The organism is Pseudomonas sp. SHLD1 (assembly GCF_028640935.1).
Lineage (GTDB): Bacteria > Pseudomonadota > Gammaproteobacteria > Pseudomonadales > Pseudomonadaceae > Chryseomonas > Chryseomonas aestiva.
In genome coordinates, this window is record NZ_JAQZAD010000006.1 from 23,164 (window position 1) to 38,086 (window position 14,923).

Here is a 14,923-nt window from a genome sequence, read left to right on the forward strand (position 1 = left end):
CGACATCACACGCTGCCTGGCGTGGGTCGTCTTGCCTTCCCGTAAGAGAGCGCACTTGATGGCCCATATCCTGATTGTCGAAGACGAGAAGATCATCCGTTCGGCGCTGCGCCGCCTGCTCGAGCGCAACCAGTTCCGTGTCAGCGAAGCCGGCTCCGTCCAGGAAGCCCAGGATCTCTACGACGTTTCCAGCTTCGACCTCGTCATCAGCGATCTGCGCCTGCCCGGCGCCCCGGGTACCGAGATGATCGATCTCGCCAAGGGCAAGCCGGTGCTGATCATGACCAGCTACGCCAGCCTTCGCTCGGCGGTCGATTCCATGAAGCAGGGTGCGGTGGACTACATCGCCAAGCCCTTCGATCACGACGAGATGCTGCAGGCCGTGGCGCGCATCCTGGTGGAACGCGAGCAGCGCCCGCCGATGGTCGCCGAGGAAAGCGTCACGCCGGCGCCGGCCACCGGCGAGATCGGCATCATCGGCAACTGCGCGCCGATGCAGGACCTCTTCGGCAAGATCCGCAAGGTCGCGCCCACCGATTCCACCGTGCTGATCCAGGGTGAATCGGGTACCGGCAAGGAACTGGTGGCGCGGGCACTGCACAATCTGTCGCGGCGGGCCAAGGCGCCGCTGATCTCGGTCAACTGTGCGGCCATTCCCGAGACCCTGATCGAATCCGAACTCTTCGGCCACGAGAAGGGCGCCTTCACCGGCGCCAGCGCCAGCCGTACCGGCCTGGTGGAAGCGGCCGACGGCGGCACCCTGTTTCTCGACGAGATCGGCGAATTGCCACTGGAAGCCCAGGCACGCCTCTTGCGCGTGCTGCAGGAAGGCGAGATTCGCCGGGTCGGCTCGGTGCAGTCGCAAAAGGTCGATGTGCGCCTGATCGCCGCGACCCATCGGGATCTCAAGGGTCTGGCGAAGATTGGCCAGTTTCGCGAAGACCTCTTCTATCGCCTCAATGTCATTTCCCTGCGCCTGCCGGCCCTGCGCGAACGCGGCGGCGACGTCATGGAGATCGCCCGGGTGTTCCTCGCTCGCCAGTCGGCGCGCATGAGTCGTCCAGGCCTGAAGCTCGGCGCCGAGGCCGAGGCCGCCATCCGCCACTACAGCTGGCCGGGCAACGTGCGCGAGCTGGAGAACGCCATCGAGCGCTCGGTGATCCTCAGCGAAGGCCAGGAGATCAATGCCGATCAGTTGGGCATCGACGTCGAGCTCGGCGAACTGGAGCTGGCCGACAGCTACCTGGATCCGCTGCCCAGCTCGGGACTGGGTAACGGCAATGGCGCCCACGAACCCACCGAGGACCTGTCGCTGGAAGACTACTTCCAGCACTTCGTGCTCGAGCACCAGGACCACATGACCGAGACCGAGCTGGCGCGCAAGCTGGGCGTCAGCCGCAAGTGCCTGTGGGAACGTCGCCAGCGCCTGGGCATTCCGCGGCGCAAGGCCAGCGCCAGCAGCGACGCCTCCTGATCCATACCGGGACGTGACAGCCTTGCACGTCCCGCGGTAACACCTCCCTGGTCTCTCCCCCATCCTTTGCAATGTGTTACCGCCGTAACAGCCGGCGGGTTCAGCGGTAACGAAAATTTGCCTGTAGCCCCTGAGCAAAAAGGCTACATTTTTCGCAAGCCGTTGAAAATAAAGGATTTTATAAAACTGGCACGGCATCTGCTTTATGTTCTCGCACAAGAACAATAAGAACGTACCCAAGCCATAACAAAAACAAGACGTAGCGACTCCAGCACAACAAGAACAAGCAGGCGGAGGCGTAGCTAACTGATCATTTTGGAGAAGAGTCGTCTAGCGGGATGGTCCGCGCGATGTCAGGCCAGAGAACAACAAAACTGCCCCGAGGCAGCACCCGTACCAGGCAGAGCAGGAATGATCCTGACGGCATCAGCTTCCAAAGTAATCCGTTTGCTCTTGGCTCTAGACTTCAGAGCCTTTCCGGCGGCAGGTATCCGCACGGAACAGACCACACAAGAAAAACAAAAGGTCTGGATAAACAATAAAAACAAAGCACGTACCACTTTGGGGGGGAGCTTCGGCTCCCCCAGTGCCTTTGACAGCCTCCCCTCCCTCGTTCAAGATCCCCTCCTTATCTATTGCGCAACGGTTCCCGCTGTGGGCCAGATTGCGTGTAGCCGTCTCTCCGAACAGAAACTCGCATGCTGAAGAAGCTGATCCAGACTCTGCGCTCGCCCCTGCGGCGTACTCCGCCCGCGCCTGCCTTGCCCATCGAACTGCCCCGCAGTCAGCATGCTCTGGAACGAGAGCGCATCAGCCGCTACGCCCTGAGCGTCGTCGAGCGGCTGGAGAAAGCGGGTTATCAGGCCTACCTGGTAGGCGGTTGCGTCCGGGACCTGCTGCTGGGCTTCGAGCCCAAGGACTTCGATGTCGCCACCAGTGCCACGCCTGAACAGGTGCGGGCCGAATTCCGCAATGCACGGGTCATCGGCCGGCGCTTCAAGCTGGTCCACGTGCATTTCGGCCGCGAGATCATCGAGGTCGCGACCTTCCGCGCCAATCATCCCACCGGCGATGCCGAGGACGAGGCCCAGGGCTCGCGTCATGAAAGCGGCCGGATCCTGCGCGACAACATCTATGGCAACCAGGAACAGGATGCCCAGCGGCGCGACTTCACCATCAACGCGCTCTACTACGACGCCAGCGGCGAACGCATCCTCGACTATGCCAATGGCACCCAGGATATCCGCCTGCGGCAGATTCGCCTGATCGGCGATCCGGAGCAGCGCTACCAGGAAGACCCGGTGCGGATGCTGCGGGCCGTGCGCTTCGCCGCCAAGCTGGACTTCCAGATCGAGGCAGCGACCGCCGAGCCCATCAGTCGCCTGGCGCCGCTGCTGCGGGACATTCCCGCACCGCGCCTGTTCGACGAGGTCATCAAGCTGCTGCTCGGTGGCAAGGCCGAACGTACCTTCGAGCTGCTCTGCCAGTACGGTCTGTTCGCCCCGCTGTTCCCGGCCAGTGGCGAAGCCCTGGAACGCGACCCGGAATACGCCGGCAGCCTGATTCGCCAGGCCCTGGTCAATACCGATACCCGCATCCGCGAAGGCAAGCCGGTCACGCCGGCCTTCCTGTTCGCCGCCCTGCTCTGGCCGGCGCTGCCCGAGCGTGTCCGGCATCACCAGGACCTCGGTCTGGCACCGATTCCGGCCATGCAGGAAGCCGCCCACGACCTCACCCTGCAGCAGTGCCAACGCACCGCCGTCCCCAAGCGCTTCACCCTGCCGATGCGCGAGATCTGGGACATGCAGGAACGCCTGCCGCGCCGTCAGGGCAAGCGCGCCGATCAACTGCTGGAAAATCCGCGCTTCCGCGCCGGCTACGACTTTCTGCTGCTGCGCGAGAGCGCAGGCGAGGAGACCGGTGGCCTGGGCGACTGGTGGACGCGCTACCAGGAGGTCGGCGACAGCCAGCGGCGCGAGATGATCAAGAATCTCAGCCGAGACGAAGGCGCACCGGCCAAGCGCCGTCGCCGGGGCGGCAGCAATCGCAAGCGGCGCACCTCGGATGCGCCCACCGCCGGCGACGAATGATGGAAAGGGTCTATCTCGGCCTGGGCAGCAACCTGGCCGAGCCGCGGCAGCAACTGGATGCGGCCCTGGAGGCCCTGGCCAGCCTGCCGAAGAGTCAGCTGGTGGCGGTCTCCGCCTTCTATGCCAGCGACCCCCTGGGTCCGCCCGACCAGCCGCGCTACGTCAATGCCGTCGCCGCGCTGGACACCGCCCTTGCCCCCCTGGCGCTGCTCGACGCCACCCAGGCCATCGAGCAGCAGCAGGGCCGCGTGCGCAAGGACGAGCGCTGGGGGCCGCGCACCCTGGACATCGACATCCTGCTGTTCGGCGAACGGCTGATCGACGAGCCACGCCTGCAGGTGCCGCACTATCACCTCCACGCCCGCGCCTTCGTGCTCTATCCGCTGGCCGAGCTGGCCCCCTCCCTGCACCTGCCCGACGGCCGCCGCTTGCCGGACCTGCTGTCCGCCTGCCCTTTCGAAGGCCTGGAACGGCTGCTACCGTCGTCACCCAGCCGGTAACACAGCCGTAACACCGAGCATTGACTTGTGCCGGACGCGCCGGGACTATAGCAGCCGTTTGCGCGCGGCCACCCCGCGCCCGCGGCGCCCAGACAACAACCATAGCGCCGTCCCACGAGGACCCCTTGCATGCCCGATATCAGCCTCACGACCCTTCAGGGGCTCAAGCAGCGCGGCGAAAAGATCGCCATGCTGACCGCCTACGATGCCACCTTCGCCCAGGCCGCCAGTCAGGCCGGCGTGGAGATGCTGCTGATCGGCGATTCCCTCGGCATGGTGCTGCAGGGTCACGACAGCACCCTGCCGGTGACCCTCGACGACATGGTCTACCACACCGCCTGCGTCAAGCGCGGCCACGCAGGCGCCTTCATCGTCGCCGACCTGTCGTTCATGACCTATGCCACCCTGGAGCAGACCCTGACCAGCGCCGGTCGCCTGATGCAGGCGGGGGCGCAGATGGTCAAGCTCGAGGGCGATGCCTGGCTGGCCGAGCCGATTCGCCGCCTGGCCGCCAATGGCGTGCCGGTCTGCGCCCACCTGGGCCTGACGCCCCAGTCGGTCAATGTCTTCGGCGGTTTCAAGGTGCAGGGCCGCGATCCGCTCCGGGCGCAGCAGCTGCGCGAGGCCGCGCGGGAGCTGGAAGAAGCCGGCGCGGCCATGCTGCTGCTGGAATGCGTGCCCTCGGCGCTGGCCGAGGAAATCACCCGGGCCGCCCGGGTGCCGGTGATCGGTATCGGCGCCGGTGCCGCCACCGATGGCCAGGTGCTGGTGCTGCACGACATGCTCGGCCTGGCCCTGCGCGGGCGCACGCCGAAATTCGTCCGCAACTTCATGGTCGGTCAGGACAGCATCCAGGCTGCCCTGGCGGCCTACGTCGCCGCCGTCAAGGACGGCAGCTTTCCCGCTCCCGAACACGGATTCTCCGCATGAAAACGGTCCATAGCGTCTGCGAACTGCGCGCCGCCGTTGCCGCCGCGCGCCGCCAGGGCCTGCGCATCGGCCTGGTGCCCACCATGGGCAATCTGCACGCCGGCCATATCGCGCTGGTGGAGACCGCCCGGCGCCACGCCGACTTCGTGGTGGCGAGCATCTTCGTCAATCCGCTGCAGTTCGGTCCCGGCGAGGATCTGGACACCTATCCCCGCACCCTGGCGGAAGACAGCCGCCAGCTGAACGAAGCCCATTGCGATCTGCTGTTCGCACCGGCGGTGGCCGAGATGTATCCCAGCGGCATGGACGGCCTGACCCGGGTGAACGTCCCCCAGGTCTCGGAAGGCCTCTGCGGCGCACGCCGGCCCGGGCATTTCGAAGGCGTGGCGACGGTGGTCACCAAGCTGTTCCAGATGGCGCAACCGGACGTGGCGGTCTTTGGCGAAAAGGACTATCAGCAGCTGGCGGTGATCCGCAAGCTGGTCCAGGACCTGGACATGCCCATCGAGATCGTCGCCCAGCCCACGGTGCGGGCCACCGACGGCCTGGCGCTGTCGTCCCGCAATGGCTATCTCGACGACGGCCAGCGCGCCAGTGCGCCCTGCCTGTACAGCCTGCTCAGGCGGCTCGCTGATCAGCTCGCCGCCGGCGCCGCGGTCGAGCCGACCCTGGCCGCCGGTGTCGCCGAATTGCAAGCTCAGGGGCTTAAGGTGGACTACCTGGAACTGCGTGAGCAGCTGAGTCTGCAACCGGCCGGGCCGGACACCTCCGCATTGGTCCTGCTGGTAGCGGCCTATCTCGGCCAGACGCGGCTGATCGACAACCTGAGCTTTCGCCGCAGGGCCCGAGTGTGACGCAACCGAAGGTTAGCTCACCCGACCCTGACTGAACCCTGGAAGCCCGGAACATACCGGGCTTTTTCATGCTCGAAGCGCGGCGCCACGACCGGCGTCTCGCGGTCACCGACTTTCTCTTGCAAGCCAGCGGCTTGTGGGGCACAACAGCAAACAAGAGCCACCAAGGAAAAGCCTAGCCATGGAGTACTATCAACACCCCATCGACGTGACCCAGCTCGCCTCCTGGAAAGCCCTGCAGGAACACCGCAAGGCCATGCAGAATTTCCGCATGCGCGATGCCTTCGCTGCCGATCCGCAGCGCTTCTCGCAGTTCTCCCTGAGCAGCAGCGGTCTGTTTCTCGACTACTCCAAGAACCTCATCACCGAGCAGACCCGCGACCTGCTGGTGAATCTGGCCCGTGAAGCGGGTCTGGAAGGGGCCATCCACACCCTGTTCGACGGCGCCTACGTCAACTCCTCCGAACACCGTCCTGCCCTGCACACCGCCCTGCGCCGCCCGGTGGGCGACAGCGTCCAGATCGACGGCCAGGACATCATGCCCGAGGTGCACCGGGTCCTGAACCAGATGACCCAGCTGGTCACCCGCATCCACAACGGCCTCTGGCGCGGCTACACCGAGAAGCCGATCACCGACGTGGTCAACATCGGCATCGGTGGCTCCTTCCTCGGTCCGCAACTGGTCTCCGAGGCGCTGGTGCCCTTTACCCAGCGCGGCGTGCGTTGCCACTACCTGGCCAACATCGATGGCAGCGAATTCCGCGAGGTGACCTCCAAGCTCGCCGCCGACACCACCCTGTTCATCGTCTCCTCCAAGTCCTTCGGCACCCTGGAGACCCTGAAGAACGCCCAGGCCGCGCGCGCCTGGTGCCTGGCCCAGGGCTGCCCGGAGCCGGAGCTGCACAAGCACTTCATCGCCGTCTCCAGCAACGTCAAGGTGGCGGTGGAATTCGGCATCGCCGAAGAGAACATCTTCCCGATGTGGGATTGGGTCGGCGGCCGCTATTCGCTGTGGTCGGCGATCGGCCTGCCCATCGCCCTGGCCATCGGCATGTCCAACTTCAAGGACCTGCTGGCCGGCGCCTATGCCATGGACCAGCACTTCACCAGCGCGCCGTTCGAAGAGAACATGCCGGTGCTGCTGGGCCTGCTGGGGGTCTGGTACGGCAACTTCTGGGGCGCGACCAGTCACGCCATCCTGCCCTACGACCACCACCTGCGTAACTTCGTGAAGCACCTGCAGCAGCTGGACATGGAGTCAAACGGCAAGAGCGTGCGCCAGGACGGCTCGCCGGTGAGCGTGGAGACCGGCCCGGTGATCTGGGGCGGCGTCGGCTGCAACGGTCAGCACGCCTACCACCAGCTCTTGCACCAGGGCACCCAGCTGATCCCCGGCGACTTCATCGTGCCGGTGGTGAGTCACAACCCGGTAGCCGATCACCAGCAGTGGCTCTATGCCAACTGCCTGTCGCAGAGCCAGGCACTGATGCTGGGCAAGACCCGCGAAGAAGCCGAGGTCGAGCTGCGCGAGAAGGGTCTGGGCGAAGCCGAGATCGCCAAGCTGGCGCCGCACAAGGTGATCCCGGGCAACCGCCCGAGCAACACCCTGGTGCTGGAGCGCATCTCGCCGCGGCGCCTGGGTGCGCTGGTCGCCCTGTACGAGCACAAGGTGTTCGTGCAGAGCGTCATCTGGGGCATCAACTGCTTCGACCAGTGGGGCGTCGAGCTGGGCAAGGAGCTGGGCAAGGACGTCTACCAGCACATCATCGGCCGCAGCGAAGGCAAGGCCGACGATGGTTCGACCCAGGGCCTGATCGACTACTTCCGCGGTCGTCACCGCGGCTGATCGTCGCTGGTCCGCTCCGAAAGGCGCCGCTCTGCGGCGCTTTTTTCGTTTTGTCGCCTCGCTGAACCCCGGCAGGTCATCCGCGGCCTAAACTAGGAGCACAACAACACCAAGAAGGAGCCGGCCATGAGCCAACGCTATCCCGTGCCCGAGAGCCTGAGTGCCCGCACCCACCTCGACGAAGCCCGTTATCGCGAGCTCTACCAGCGCTCGGTGGAACAGCCGGAACGCTTCTGGAGCGAACAGGCCAACGCCCTGCTCGACTGGTCGCGCACCTGGGACGAAGTCCATAGCGGCGATATGCGCCAGGGCCAGACCCGCTGGTTCAGCGGCGGCCAGCTCAACGTCGCCTACAACTGCATCGATCGCCACCTCGCCGCTCGCGGCGATCAGACCGCCATCCTCTGGGAAGGCGACGATCCCGCCGACAGCCAGGTCATCAGCTATCGCCAGTTGCACGAGCACGTCAGTCGCCTGGCCAATGTGCTCAAGGATCGCGGGGTCAGGAAAGGCGACCGCGTCTGTCTCTATATGCCGATGATTCCCGAGGCGGCCTACGCCATGCTCGCCTGCGCGCGCATCGGCGCGGTGCATTCGGTGGTATTCGGCGGCTTCTCGCCCGAGGCGCTGCGCGACCGCATCCTCGATGCCGACTGCCGGGTGGTGATCACCGCCGACGAGGGCGTGCGCGGCGGCAAGCGCGTCCCGCTCAAGGCCAATGTCGACAAGGCCCTGGCCAAATGCCCGGAGGTCCACACCGTGGTCATGGTCGAACGCACCGGCGCCGCCGTGGCCCGCCAGGAGGGGCGCGACCTGCCCTACGCCCAGGCGGTGGCGGCAGCTTCGCCCGACTGCCCGGCAGAGCCCATGGACGCCGAGGATCCGCTGTTCATCCTCTACACCTCCGGTTCCACCGGCAAACCCAAGGGCGTGCTGCACACCACTGGCGGCTATCTACTGGGCGCCACCCTGAGTTTCAAGTACCTATTCGACTATCACGAGGGCCAGGTCTTCTGGTGCACCGCCGATGTCGGCTGGGTCACCGGCCACAGCTACATCGTCTACGGTCCCCTGGCCAATGGCGCCACCACCCTGATGTTCGAAGGGGTACCGAGCTATCCCGATGCCAGCCGCCTCTGGCAGGTGGTGGACAAGCACCAGGTCAACATCTTCTATACCGCCCCCACGGCCTTGCGCGCCCTGATGCGCGAAGGCGACGACCCGGTACAGCGCACCTCGCGCAAGAGCCTGCAGCTGCTGGGCAGCGTCGGCGAGCCGATCAATCCCGAGGCCTGGGAGTGGTATCACCGGGTGGTGGGCGAAGGACGCTGCCCCATCGTCGACACCTGGTGGCAGACCGAGACCGGCAGCATCCTCATCGCTCCGCCACCCGGCGCCCTGGCGCTGAAACCGGGTTCGGCCACCCTGCCCTTCTTTGGCGTCCAGCCGGTGCTGCTGGACGAGCAGGGCAAGGAGATCGACGGACCCGGCAGTGGCGTGCTGGCGATCAAGTCCAGCTGGCCGAGCCAGATCCGTACCGTCCATGGCGACCACCAGCGCCTGATCGACACCTATTTCAGCGCCTACCCGGGCTACTACTTCACCGGCGATGGCGCACGCCGGGACGAAGACGGCTACTACTGGATCACCGGGCGGGTGGACGACGTGCTCAACGTGTCCGGTCACCGCATCGGCACCGCCGAGGTGGAGAGCGTACTGACCGAACATGCGGACGTGGCCGAGGCCGCTGTAGTCGGCTGCCCCCACGAGGTCAAGGGTCAGGCGGTCTATGCCTTCGTCACCACCAAGGGTGGAGTGACGCCGAGCGACGAACTCAAGGCCCGCCTGCGCCAGCAGGTGGCCGATGAGATCGGCAGCTTCGCCAAGCCGGAATTCCTGCAGTGGGCACCCGCCCTGCCCAAGACCCGCTCCGGCAAGATCATGAGACGCATCCTGCGCAAGATCGCCTGCGACGAACTGGACAGCCTGGGCGATACCTCGACCCTGGCCGATCCGTCGGTGGTCGACAGCCTGATCGACGCCCGCCTCAATCGCGCGCCCCAGAACTGAACGCCGGCCCAAAGAAAAGCCCCGCCTAGGCGGGGCTTTTTTCTGCGAGCAGCCTTAGTGGGCGGCTTGCATACGGTGCTTCAGGTCACGCATGCGATCATGGGTCGCACGGGCCTTTTCCAGCTGGCTGCGCAGGTTGGCCTGGGCATCCGGGGTGGCGTGTTCGTTGACGGCACGCTCCAGCGCGTGCAGCAGGCGGTCTTCCTGCTCTTCCAGCTCGCTGACGTAGGTGACTTCTTCCTTTTCCTTGCTGGCAAAGGAGGTTTTGACGTCGGTGTAGTACTTGCGGAAGCTGCCGGCAAAGGTGCCTTGCTCGGCAGGCTTTTCACCCGAGGCCGACACCTGGCTGCTCAGGGCGCTGATGATCTCGGCCTTGCTCTGGGCGATCTCGGTGAACAGGGCCTTCAATTCGGGGTTCTTCACTTCGGTGAGGGCGTGCTCGTAGAAATTCTTGCCGTCACGGGCGATCTCGATCAGATCGTTGAGGGTTTCGGTCGTGCTGGTCATGGCAGTTCTCCGGGGCGAAGGACAGGGGGGTGATGGCAGCGCGCGGCGCCGCCATCGTGCCGGGTGTACGGGCGTTCTTACTGGGCGGCTTTCAGCGCGTCAGCCGAGACGGCCTTGACGCCCTTGATGGCCTTGGCTTCCTTGATCGCCAAGTCGCGCTGGGCTTCGGTCGCCACGGTGCCGGACAGGGACACGACACCCTTGTTGGTCTCGACCTTGATCGAGGTGCCCTTGATGTGTTCGTCGGCCAGGAAGGAAGCCTTCACCTTGCTGGTGATCCAGGTGTCGGACGCGGCTTCTTCGGTCTTGTCCATGGTGTTGTTGGCGGCCAGGGTCATGTTCTGGCTGGTGGCAGCAAAGGCACCGCCGGCCAGCGGCAGGCTCAGTACGGAAGCGGTAACGGCAGCGAGGGCAAAAGTACCGAAAGTCTTTTTCATGAGATGACTCCTGTTTTCCTTGGTTGTACTGCGCCCAGGTCCTGGTAGCAGCGACCTAGATGTAGAGCGCAACGGCCGCGCCGAATTCCAAGATTCGTTAAAGACTTTACTAATCAATGAGTTATGAAAAATAGACGGCGACAAGGGGCGGGCAAAATGCAATTGGCAGATGGATAGGCCTGGTAATTTGCACGAGGTCAGACGACTCTTGAGCCTGGATGGGAAGAGTTGCCCGCCAGAGCATCTCACCCGATAAAGCCAGACTTATGGAAAAGATTTCCACGTGACCAGGCCAGAACTGCCATACCTTTATCCGGTCCAAGCCCCAGCGAACCCGACACCTGCGATCGGGCCTTGAGGATCCGGCATGCGGCCTCTCTCTCCTGCGCGCATTGCCCTGATTTATCTGCTGCTGAGTGCCCTCTGGGTGATCGGCAGCGACGGGCTGTTGTATCTGCTGCTCAGCGATCAGGACAGTGTCTATCTGTGGCACACCCTGAAGGGCCTGGCCTTCATGAGTCTGCTGTCGCTGGTGCTCTATGGATTGCTGCGGCGCCAGGTCAGCTATCGTGAAGGCTTCATCGAAGAGCTGCAGAACCAGCGCGCTACCCAGGATTTCGTCCAGCGCCTGACCAATACCGGCGACTGGCAGCTGACGTCCGATGGCCGCCTGCTCTGCTCCGAACGCACCCTGGTGATGCTGCACCAGCCCAAGGGCAGCGATCCGCTGGATTTCGCCACCATCGCGGCCTGCGCCCGTGTCGATGACCGCGATCATGTGCACAGCATGCTCGAACGCCTGCAGCACATGCAGGGCCCGCTGAATTTCTCCGCGCATTTCGCCGATGGCCAGGACAGCTGGCGCTGGCTCAACTGGCAAAGCGACTTCGACGAAGCCGGCACCACGCGCGGTGCCCTGGTCGACATCACCAGCCACAAGCTGGCCGAGCAGGCGCTCCAGGACAGCCAGAGACGCTATCGCGAACTGGTCCAGCACCTGCCGCTGGTGGTCTTCGCCAGCGATCACCGTGGCCGTTGGCAGTTTCTCAATCCGGCCTGGGAAGCCCTGACCGGCCACCCTGCCAGCCAGCAACTCAACCACCCCCTGGATCAGGCCTTCCACCCCCAGGATGGAGCCCGACTGCGCCAGCTGGTGGCCGATTTCGCCGCCGGTCAGCGCCTGCACTGGAATGGCGTGGTGCGGCTGCGCCTGTCGGTGGAAAGCCATCGCTGGATGCAGATGGAGCTGCGTGCCGGTCTCGATGGCGAGATCCAGGGCACCCTCACCGACATTCACCACGACTACCAGGCGCAGCAGCTGCAACAGGCCCGCAGCGACGTCCTCGACGATCTGCTCACCGGCCTGCCACTGGCGGAGATCCAGCAGGGCATCGCCCAGCGGCTGGAACGGATCTATCCGGAAATGCGCGTCGCCCTGTTGCTGGACGACCAGGGCGAGCATCTGCGGGTCGCCGCCGCGCCGAGCCTGCCACCCGCCTTCCAGGCGGCGCTGGAAAGCGTGCCGCGCAGCCGCCACGACCAGGGCTGCTGCAGTGCCGTCACCACCAATGCCCCGGTATTCACCATCGATGTCGAACTGGATCCGGCCTGGCAGCAGCTGCTACCGGCCGCCCAGGCGGCCGGCATTCGCGGCGCCTGGGCCCTGCCCCTGCAGGACGAGCAGCAGCGCGCCGTGGGCGCCCTGGGCGTCTACTACGGAGAGGCGCGGCTGCCAGAAACGGAAACCCAGGCGCTGATCACCGAATTCGCCCGCCTCGCAGTGCTGGCCATCCGGCAACAGCGCGTGGTCCAGGCCCAGCGCGCGAGCGAGGCGCGTTACCGCGGCATCTTCGAGCAGGCCTACACCGGCATCATGCTCAGCGACCTGGACGGTCGCTGGCTGAGCGCCAACCACCACTTCTGCCAGATGCTCGGCTACTCGCAACCGGAATTGCTGCAGAAGGACACCGCCTCGGTGACCCATCCGGACGAGCGCGCCCTGGGCGCCACCCTGCGCAAACAACTGGTCGACACCGGCCAGGACCGCTACACCCTGGAAAAACGCTATCTGCATCGCAGTGGCCAGCCGGTCTGGGCCAATGTCACCACGCGCCTGATCCGCGACGACCAGGGGGTGCCCCAGTATTTCATCAGCACCGCCCAGGACATCACCCTGCGCAAGCAGCAGGAAGAAAGCCTGCGCCAGGCCGCGGCGATGTTCCAGAACAGTCGCGACGGCCTGCTGCTGCTCGACGAGCGCCGTTGGATCCTGGCGGTGAATCCGGCCTTCGCCCGCCTGCTGGGCGCCCAGGAAGGCACCCTGCTCGGCCAGCGGCTGGGACTGCCCGGCGGTGGCCGCCAGGACCAGCGCTTCTACCGCGAACTCTGGCGCACGGTACGCCGCGTGGGCCGCTGGGAGGGCGAATTGCTCTGGCCGCGCCTCGACGGCACTACCTTTCCGGCCTGGACCACCATCGATACCCTCTACCCCCGGGAAACCCGGCAGTACACGGTCACCGTCAGCGATACCACGCGCCTGCGGGAAAGCGAGGCGCGCCTGAGTCACCTGGCGCATCACGATCCCCTGACCGACCTGCCCAATCGCCTGCTGGCGCGCACCCATCTGGAGCACGCCCTGGCCCTAGCGGAGCCCCAGGAATACCTGGTCGCCGTACTGATCCTCGACTTCGATCATTTCCGCACGGTCAACGAAAGCCACGGCCATGCCCTGGGTGACGAACTGCTGGTGGAATTTGCCGCCCGCCTGCGCGCCCTGCTCAGCGAAGACATCACCCTGGCGCGCATCGGTGGCGACGAGTACCTGGTTATCATCGAGCGGATAGACCGGCCCGAATTCGCCGCCCAGATCGCCCAGGCCATGCTCGGCAAGCTGGAGCAGCCCTTTCACCTCGGCGAGCACGACATCTATCTCAACGCCAGCATCGGCATCAGTCTCTTTCCCGACGATGGCGCCACCGCCGATGACCTCATTCGCAATGCCGACACCGCCATGCACCAGGCCAAGGACCAGGGGCGCGACACCTTCCGCTTCTATACCCAGGCCCTCACCGAGCAGTCGCGGCGGCGGCTGAATCTGGAGTCGCGGCTGCGCACGGCGCTCAAGCGCGGCGATTTCGTTCTCTACTACCAGCCGCTGATGAGCGTCAGCACGGCCCAAACCATCGGCGTGGAAGCCCTGGTGCGTTGGCGGGATCCGGAGCTAGGGCTCATCCCGCCCACCGAATTCATTCCGCTGGCCGAGGAGACCGGACTCATCGTGCCGCTGGGTGACTGGATCATCGAAAGCGCCTGCCAGCAGATGCACAGCTGGCTCGCCCAGGGACTGGAACTGGAGACCCTGGCGATCAACATCTCGCCCCGGCAATTCGCCAAGCGCGACCTGGCCAGTACCATTTCCCGTGCCCTGGCGCGCAGTCGCCTGCCGGCCGAGAATCTGGAACTGGAGATCACCGAAGGCACCCTGATGAACAATGTCGAGGAGGCGCTGCTGTCCCTGGCCACCCTCAAGACCCTGGGGGTGCGCATCGCGGTGGACGACTTCGGCACCGGCTATTCCTCGCTGGCCTACCTGCGCCGCTTCCCCCTGGACAAGCTCAAGATCGACCAGAGCTTCATGCACGAACTGCGCAGCGACAGCGGCACCCACAGCAGCCAGGCCATCGCCGCGGCCATCGTCGCCCTGGGCCAGGGGCTGGATCTCGACGTTCTGGCCGAAGGGGTGGAGACCACCGAGCAGTGGGACATCCTGCGCAAGCTGGGTTGCCAGCAATGCCAGGGCTTCCTGTTCAGTCCGCCGCTGCCGCCGGAAGAGTTCGAGACCTGGTATGCCGAGCGGCAGAAGGCGCGCGCCTAGCGGCTAACCGACGAATGTCACGGTATTGCAATCAAAACCGCTCTAGACTCGGGTTTCCACTTTCCGTCTGTCCCCGAGGGTACCAGTATGAAGATCGTGGTTCGTCCCCTGCGCAAGTCCACCACCAGTGCCTGGCAGGTCTGCATCGACAAGCAGGCCATCACCTTTCTCAGCGAAGCCGATGCCCGCAGCTACGTAGCCACGCTGGAGGCGCGCATCGCCGCTCCCCATCCGTTGCCGCTGCGTGAGGCGACCACGGGAATGGTGGCGCCGCTCTAGGCCGGCTGCACCCTGACCGTCCGTCTTCCGGATCACCTTGGCGCCGCCCGCTCAACGGCGGC

11 protein-coding genes are annotated in these 14,923 nt (G+C 65.3%); 9 read left to right on the forward strand and 2 right to left on the reverse strand.

Annotated features, from left to right (window positions below):
• Positions 1-58 precede the first annotated feature (58 nt).
• The 7 genes from PVZ77_RS00120 to acs all read left to right on the forward strand — a co-directional run bounded on the left by PVZ77_RS00120 (position 59) and on the right by acs (position 9,764).
• Positions 59-1,474: a sigma-54-dependent transcriptional regulator gene (locus PVZ77_RS00120; RefSeq protein ID WP_133861922.1), complete on the forward strand. Its 1,416-nt coding sequence runs from the start codon at positions 59-61 to the stop codon at positions 1,472-1,474.
• A 698-nt stretch (positions 1,475-2,172) separates the two neighbouring features.
• The gene (locus PVZ77_RS00125; protein ID WP_273805791.1) at positions 2,173-3,564 is read left to right on the forward strand and encodes a polynucleotide adenylyltransferase PcnB; all 1,392 of its coding nucleotides are present in this window, start codon (positions 2,173-2,175) and stop codon (positions 3,562-3,564) included.
• Positions 3,564-4,064: a 2-amino-4-hydroxy-6-hydroxymethyldihydropteridine diphosphokinase gene (folK, locus tag PVZ77_RS00130; protein ID WP_273805790.1), complete on the forward strand. Its 501-nt coding sequence runs from the start codon at positions 3,564-3,566 to the stop codon at positions 4,062-4,064. Before PVZ77_RS00125 ends, folK begins: the two co-directional genes overlap by 1 nt.
• Positions 4,065-4,193: 129 nt before the next feature.
• Entirely contained in the window at positions 4,194-4,994 is an 801-nt protein-coding gene (gene panB, locus PVZ77_RS00135) for a 3-methyl-2-oxobutanoate hydroxymethyltransferase (RefSeq protein ID WP_273805789.1), read from the forward strand.
• Positions 4,991-5,848 (forward strand): pantoate--beta-alanine ligase, encoded by an 858-nt coding sequence (gene panC / locus PVZ77_RS00140; RefSeq protein WP_273805788.1) that lies wholly within the window; start codon positions 4,991-4,993, stop codon positions 5,846-5,848. The genes panB and panC overlap by 4 nt, the downstream gene beginning before the upstream one ends.
• Before the next feature lie 181 nt (positions 5,849-6,029).
• Positions 6,030-7,694, forward strand: a complete 1,665-nt coding sequence (gene pgi, locus PVZ77_RS00145) for a glucose-6-phosphate isomerase (protein WP_273805787.1) — start codon at positions 6,030-6,032, stop codon at positions 7,692-7,694.
• A 126-nt stretch (positions 7,695-7,820) separates the two neighbouring features.
• Entirely contained in the window at positions 7,821-9,764 is a 1,944-nt protein-coding gene (gene acs, locus PVZ77_RS00150; RefSeq protein WP_273805786.1) for an acetate--CoA ligase, read from the forward strand.
• Between the two features lie 54 nt (positions 9,765-9,818).
• On the opposite strand, the gene PVZ77_RS00155 is transcribed toward acs, so the two are convergent.
• Positions 9,819-10,271 carry a PA2169 family four-helix-bundle protein gene (locus tag PVZ77_RS00155; protein ID WP_133861929.1) on the reverse strand — a complete coding sequence of 151 codons (453 nt, stop codon included), beginning with the start codon at positions 10,269-10,271 and terminating at the stop codon, positions 9,819-9,821.
• A gap of 77 nt (positions 10,272-10,348) precedes the next feature.
• The gene (locus PVZ77_RS00160; protein WP_017640375.1) at positions 10,349-10,708 is read right to left on the reverse strand and encodes a BON domain-containing protein; all 360 of its coding nucleotides are present in this window, start codon (positions 10,706-10,708) and stop codon (positions 10,349-10,351) included.
• Between the two features lie 367 nt (positions 10,709-11,075).
• On the opposite strand from PVZ77_RS00160, the gene PVZ77_RS00165 reads away from it, so the two are divergent.
• Positions 11,076-14,582, forward strand: a complete 3,507-nt coding sequence (locus tag PVZ77_RS00165; protein WP_273805785.1) for a bifunctional diguanylate cyclase/phosphodiesterase — start codon at positions 11,076-11,078, stop codon at positions 14,580-14,582.
• Between the two features lie 87 nt (positions 14,583-14,669).
• The gene (locus PVZ77_RS00170; RefSeq protein WP_273805784.1) at positions 14,670-14,861 is read left to right on the forward strand and encodes a hypothetical protein; all 192 of its coding nucleotides are present in this window, start codon (positions 14,670-14,672) and stop codon (positions 14,859-14,861) included.
• Positions 14,862-14,923: the final 62 nt, after the last annotated feature.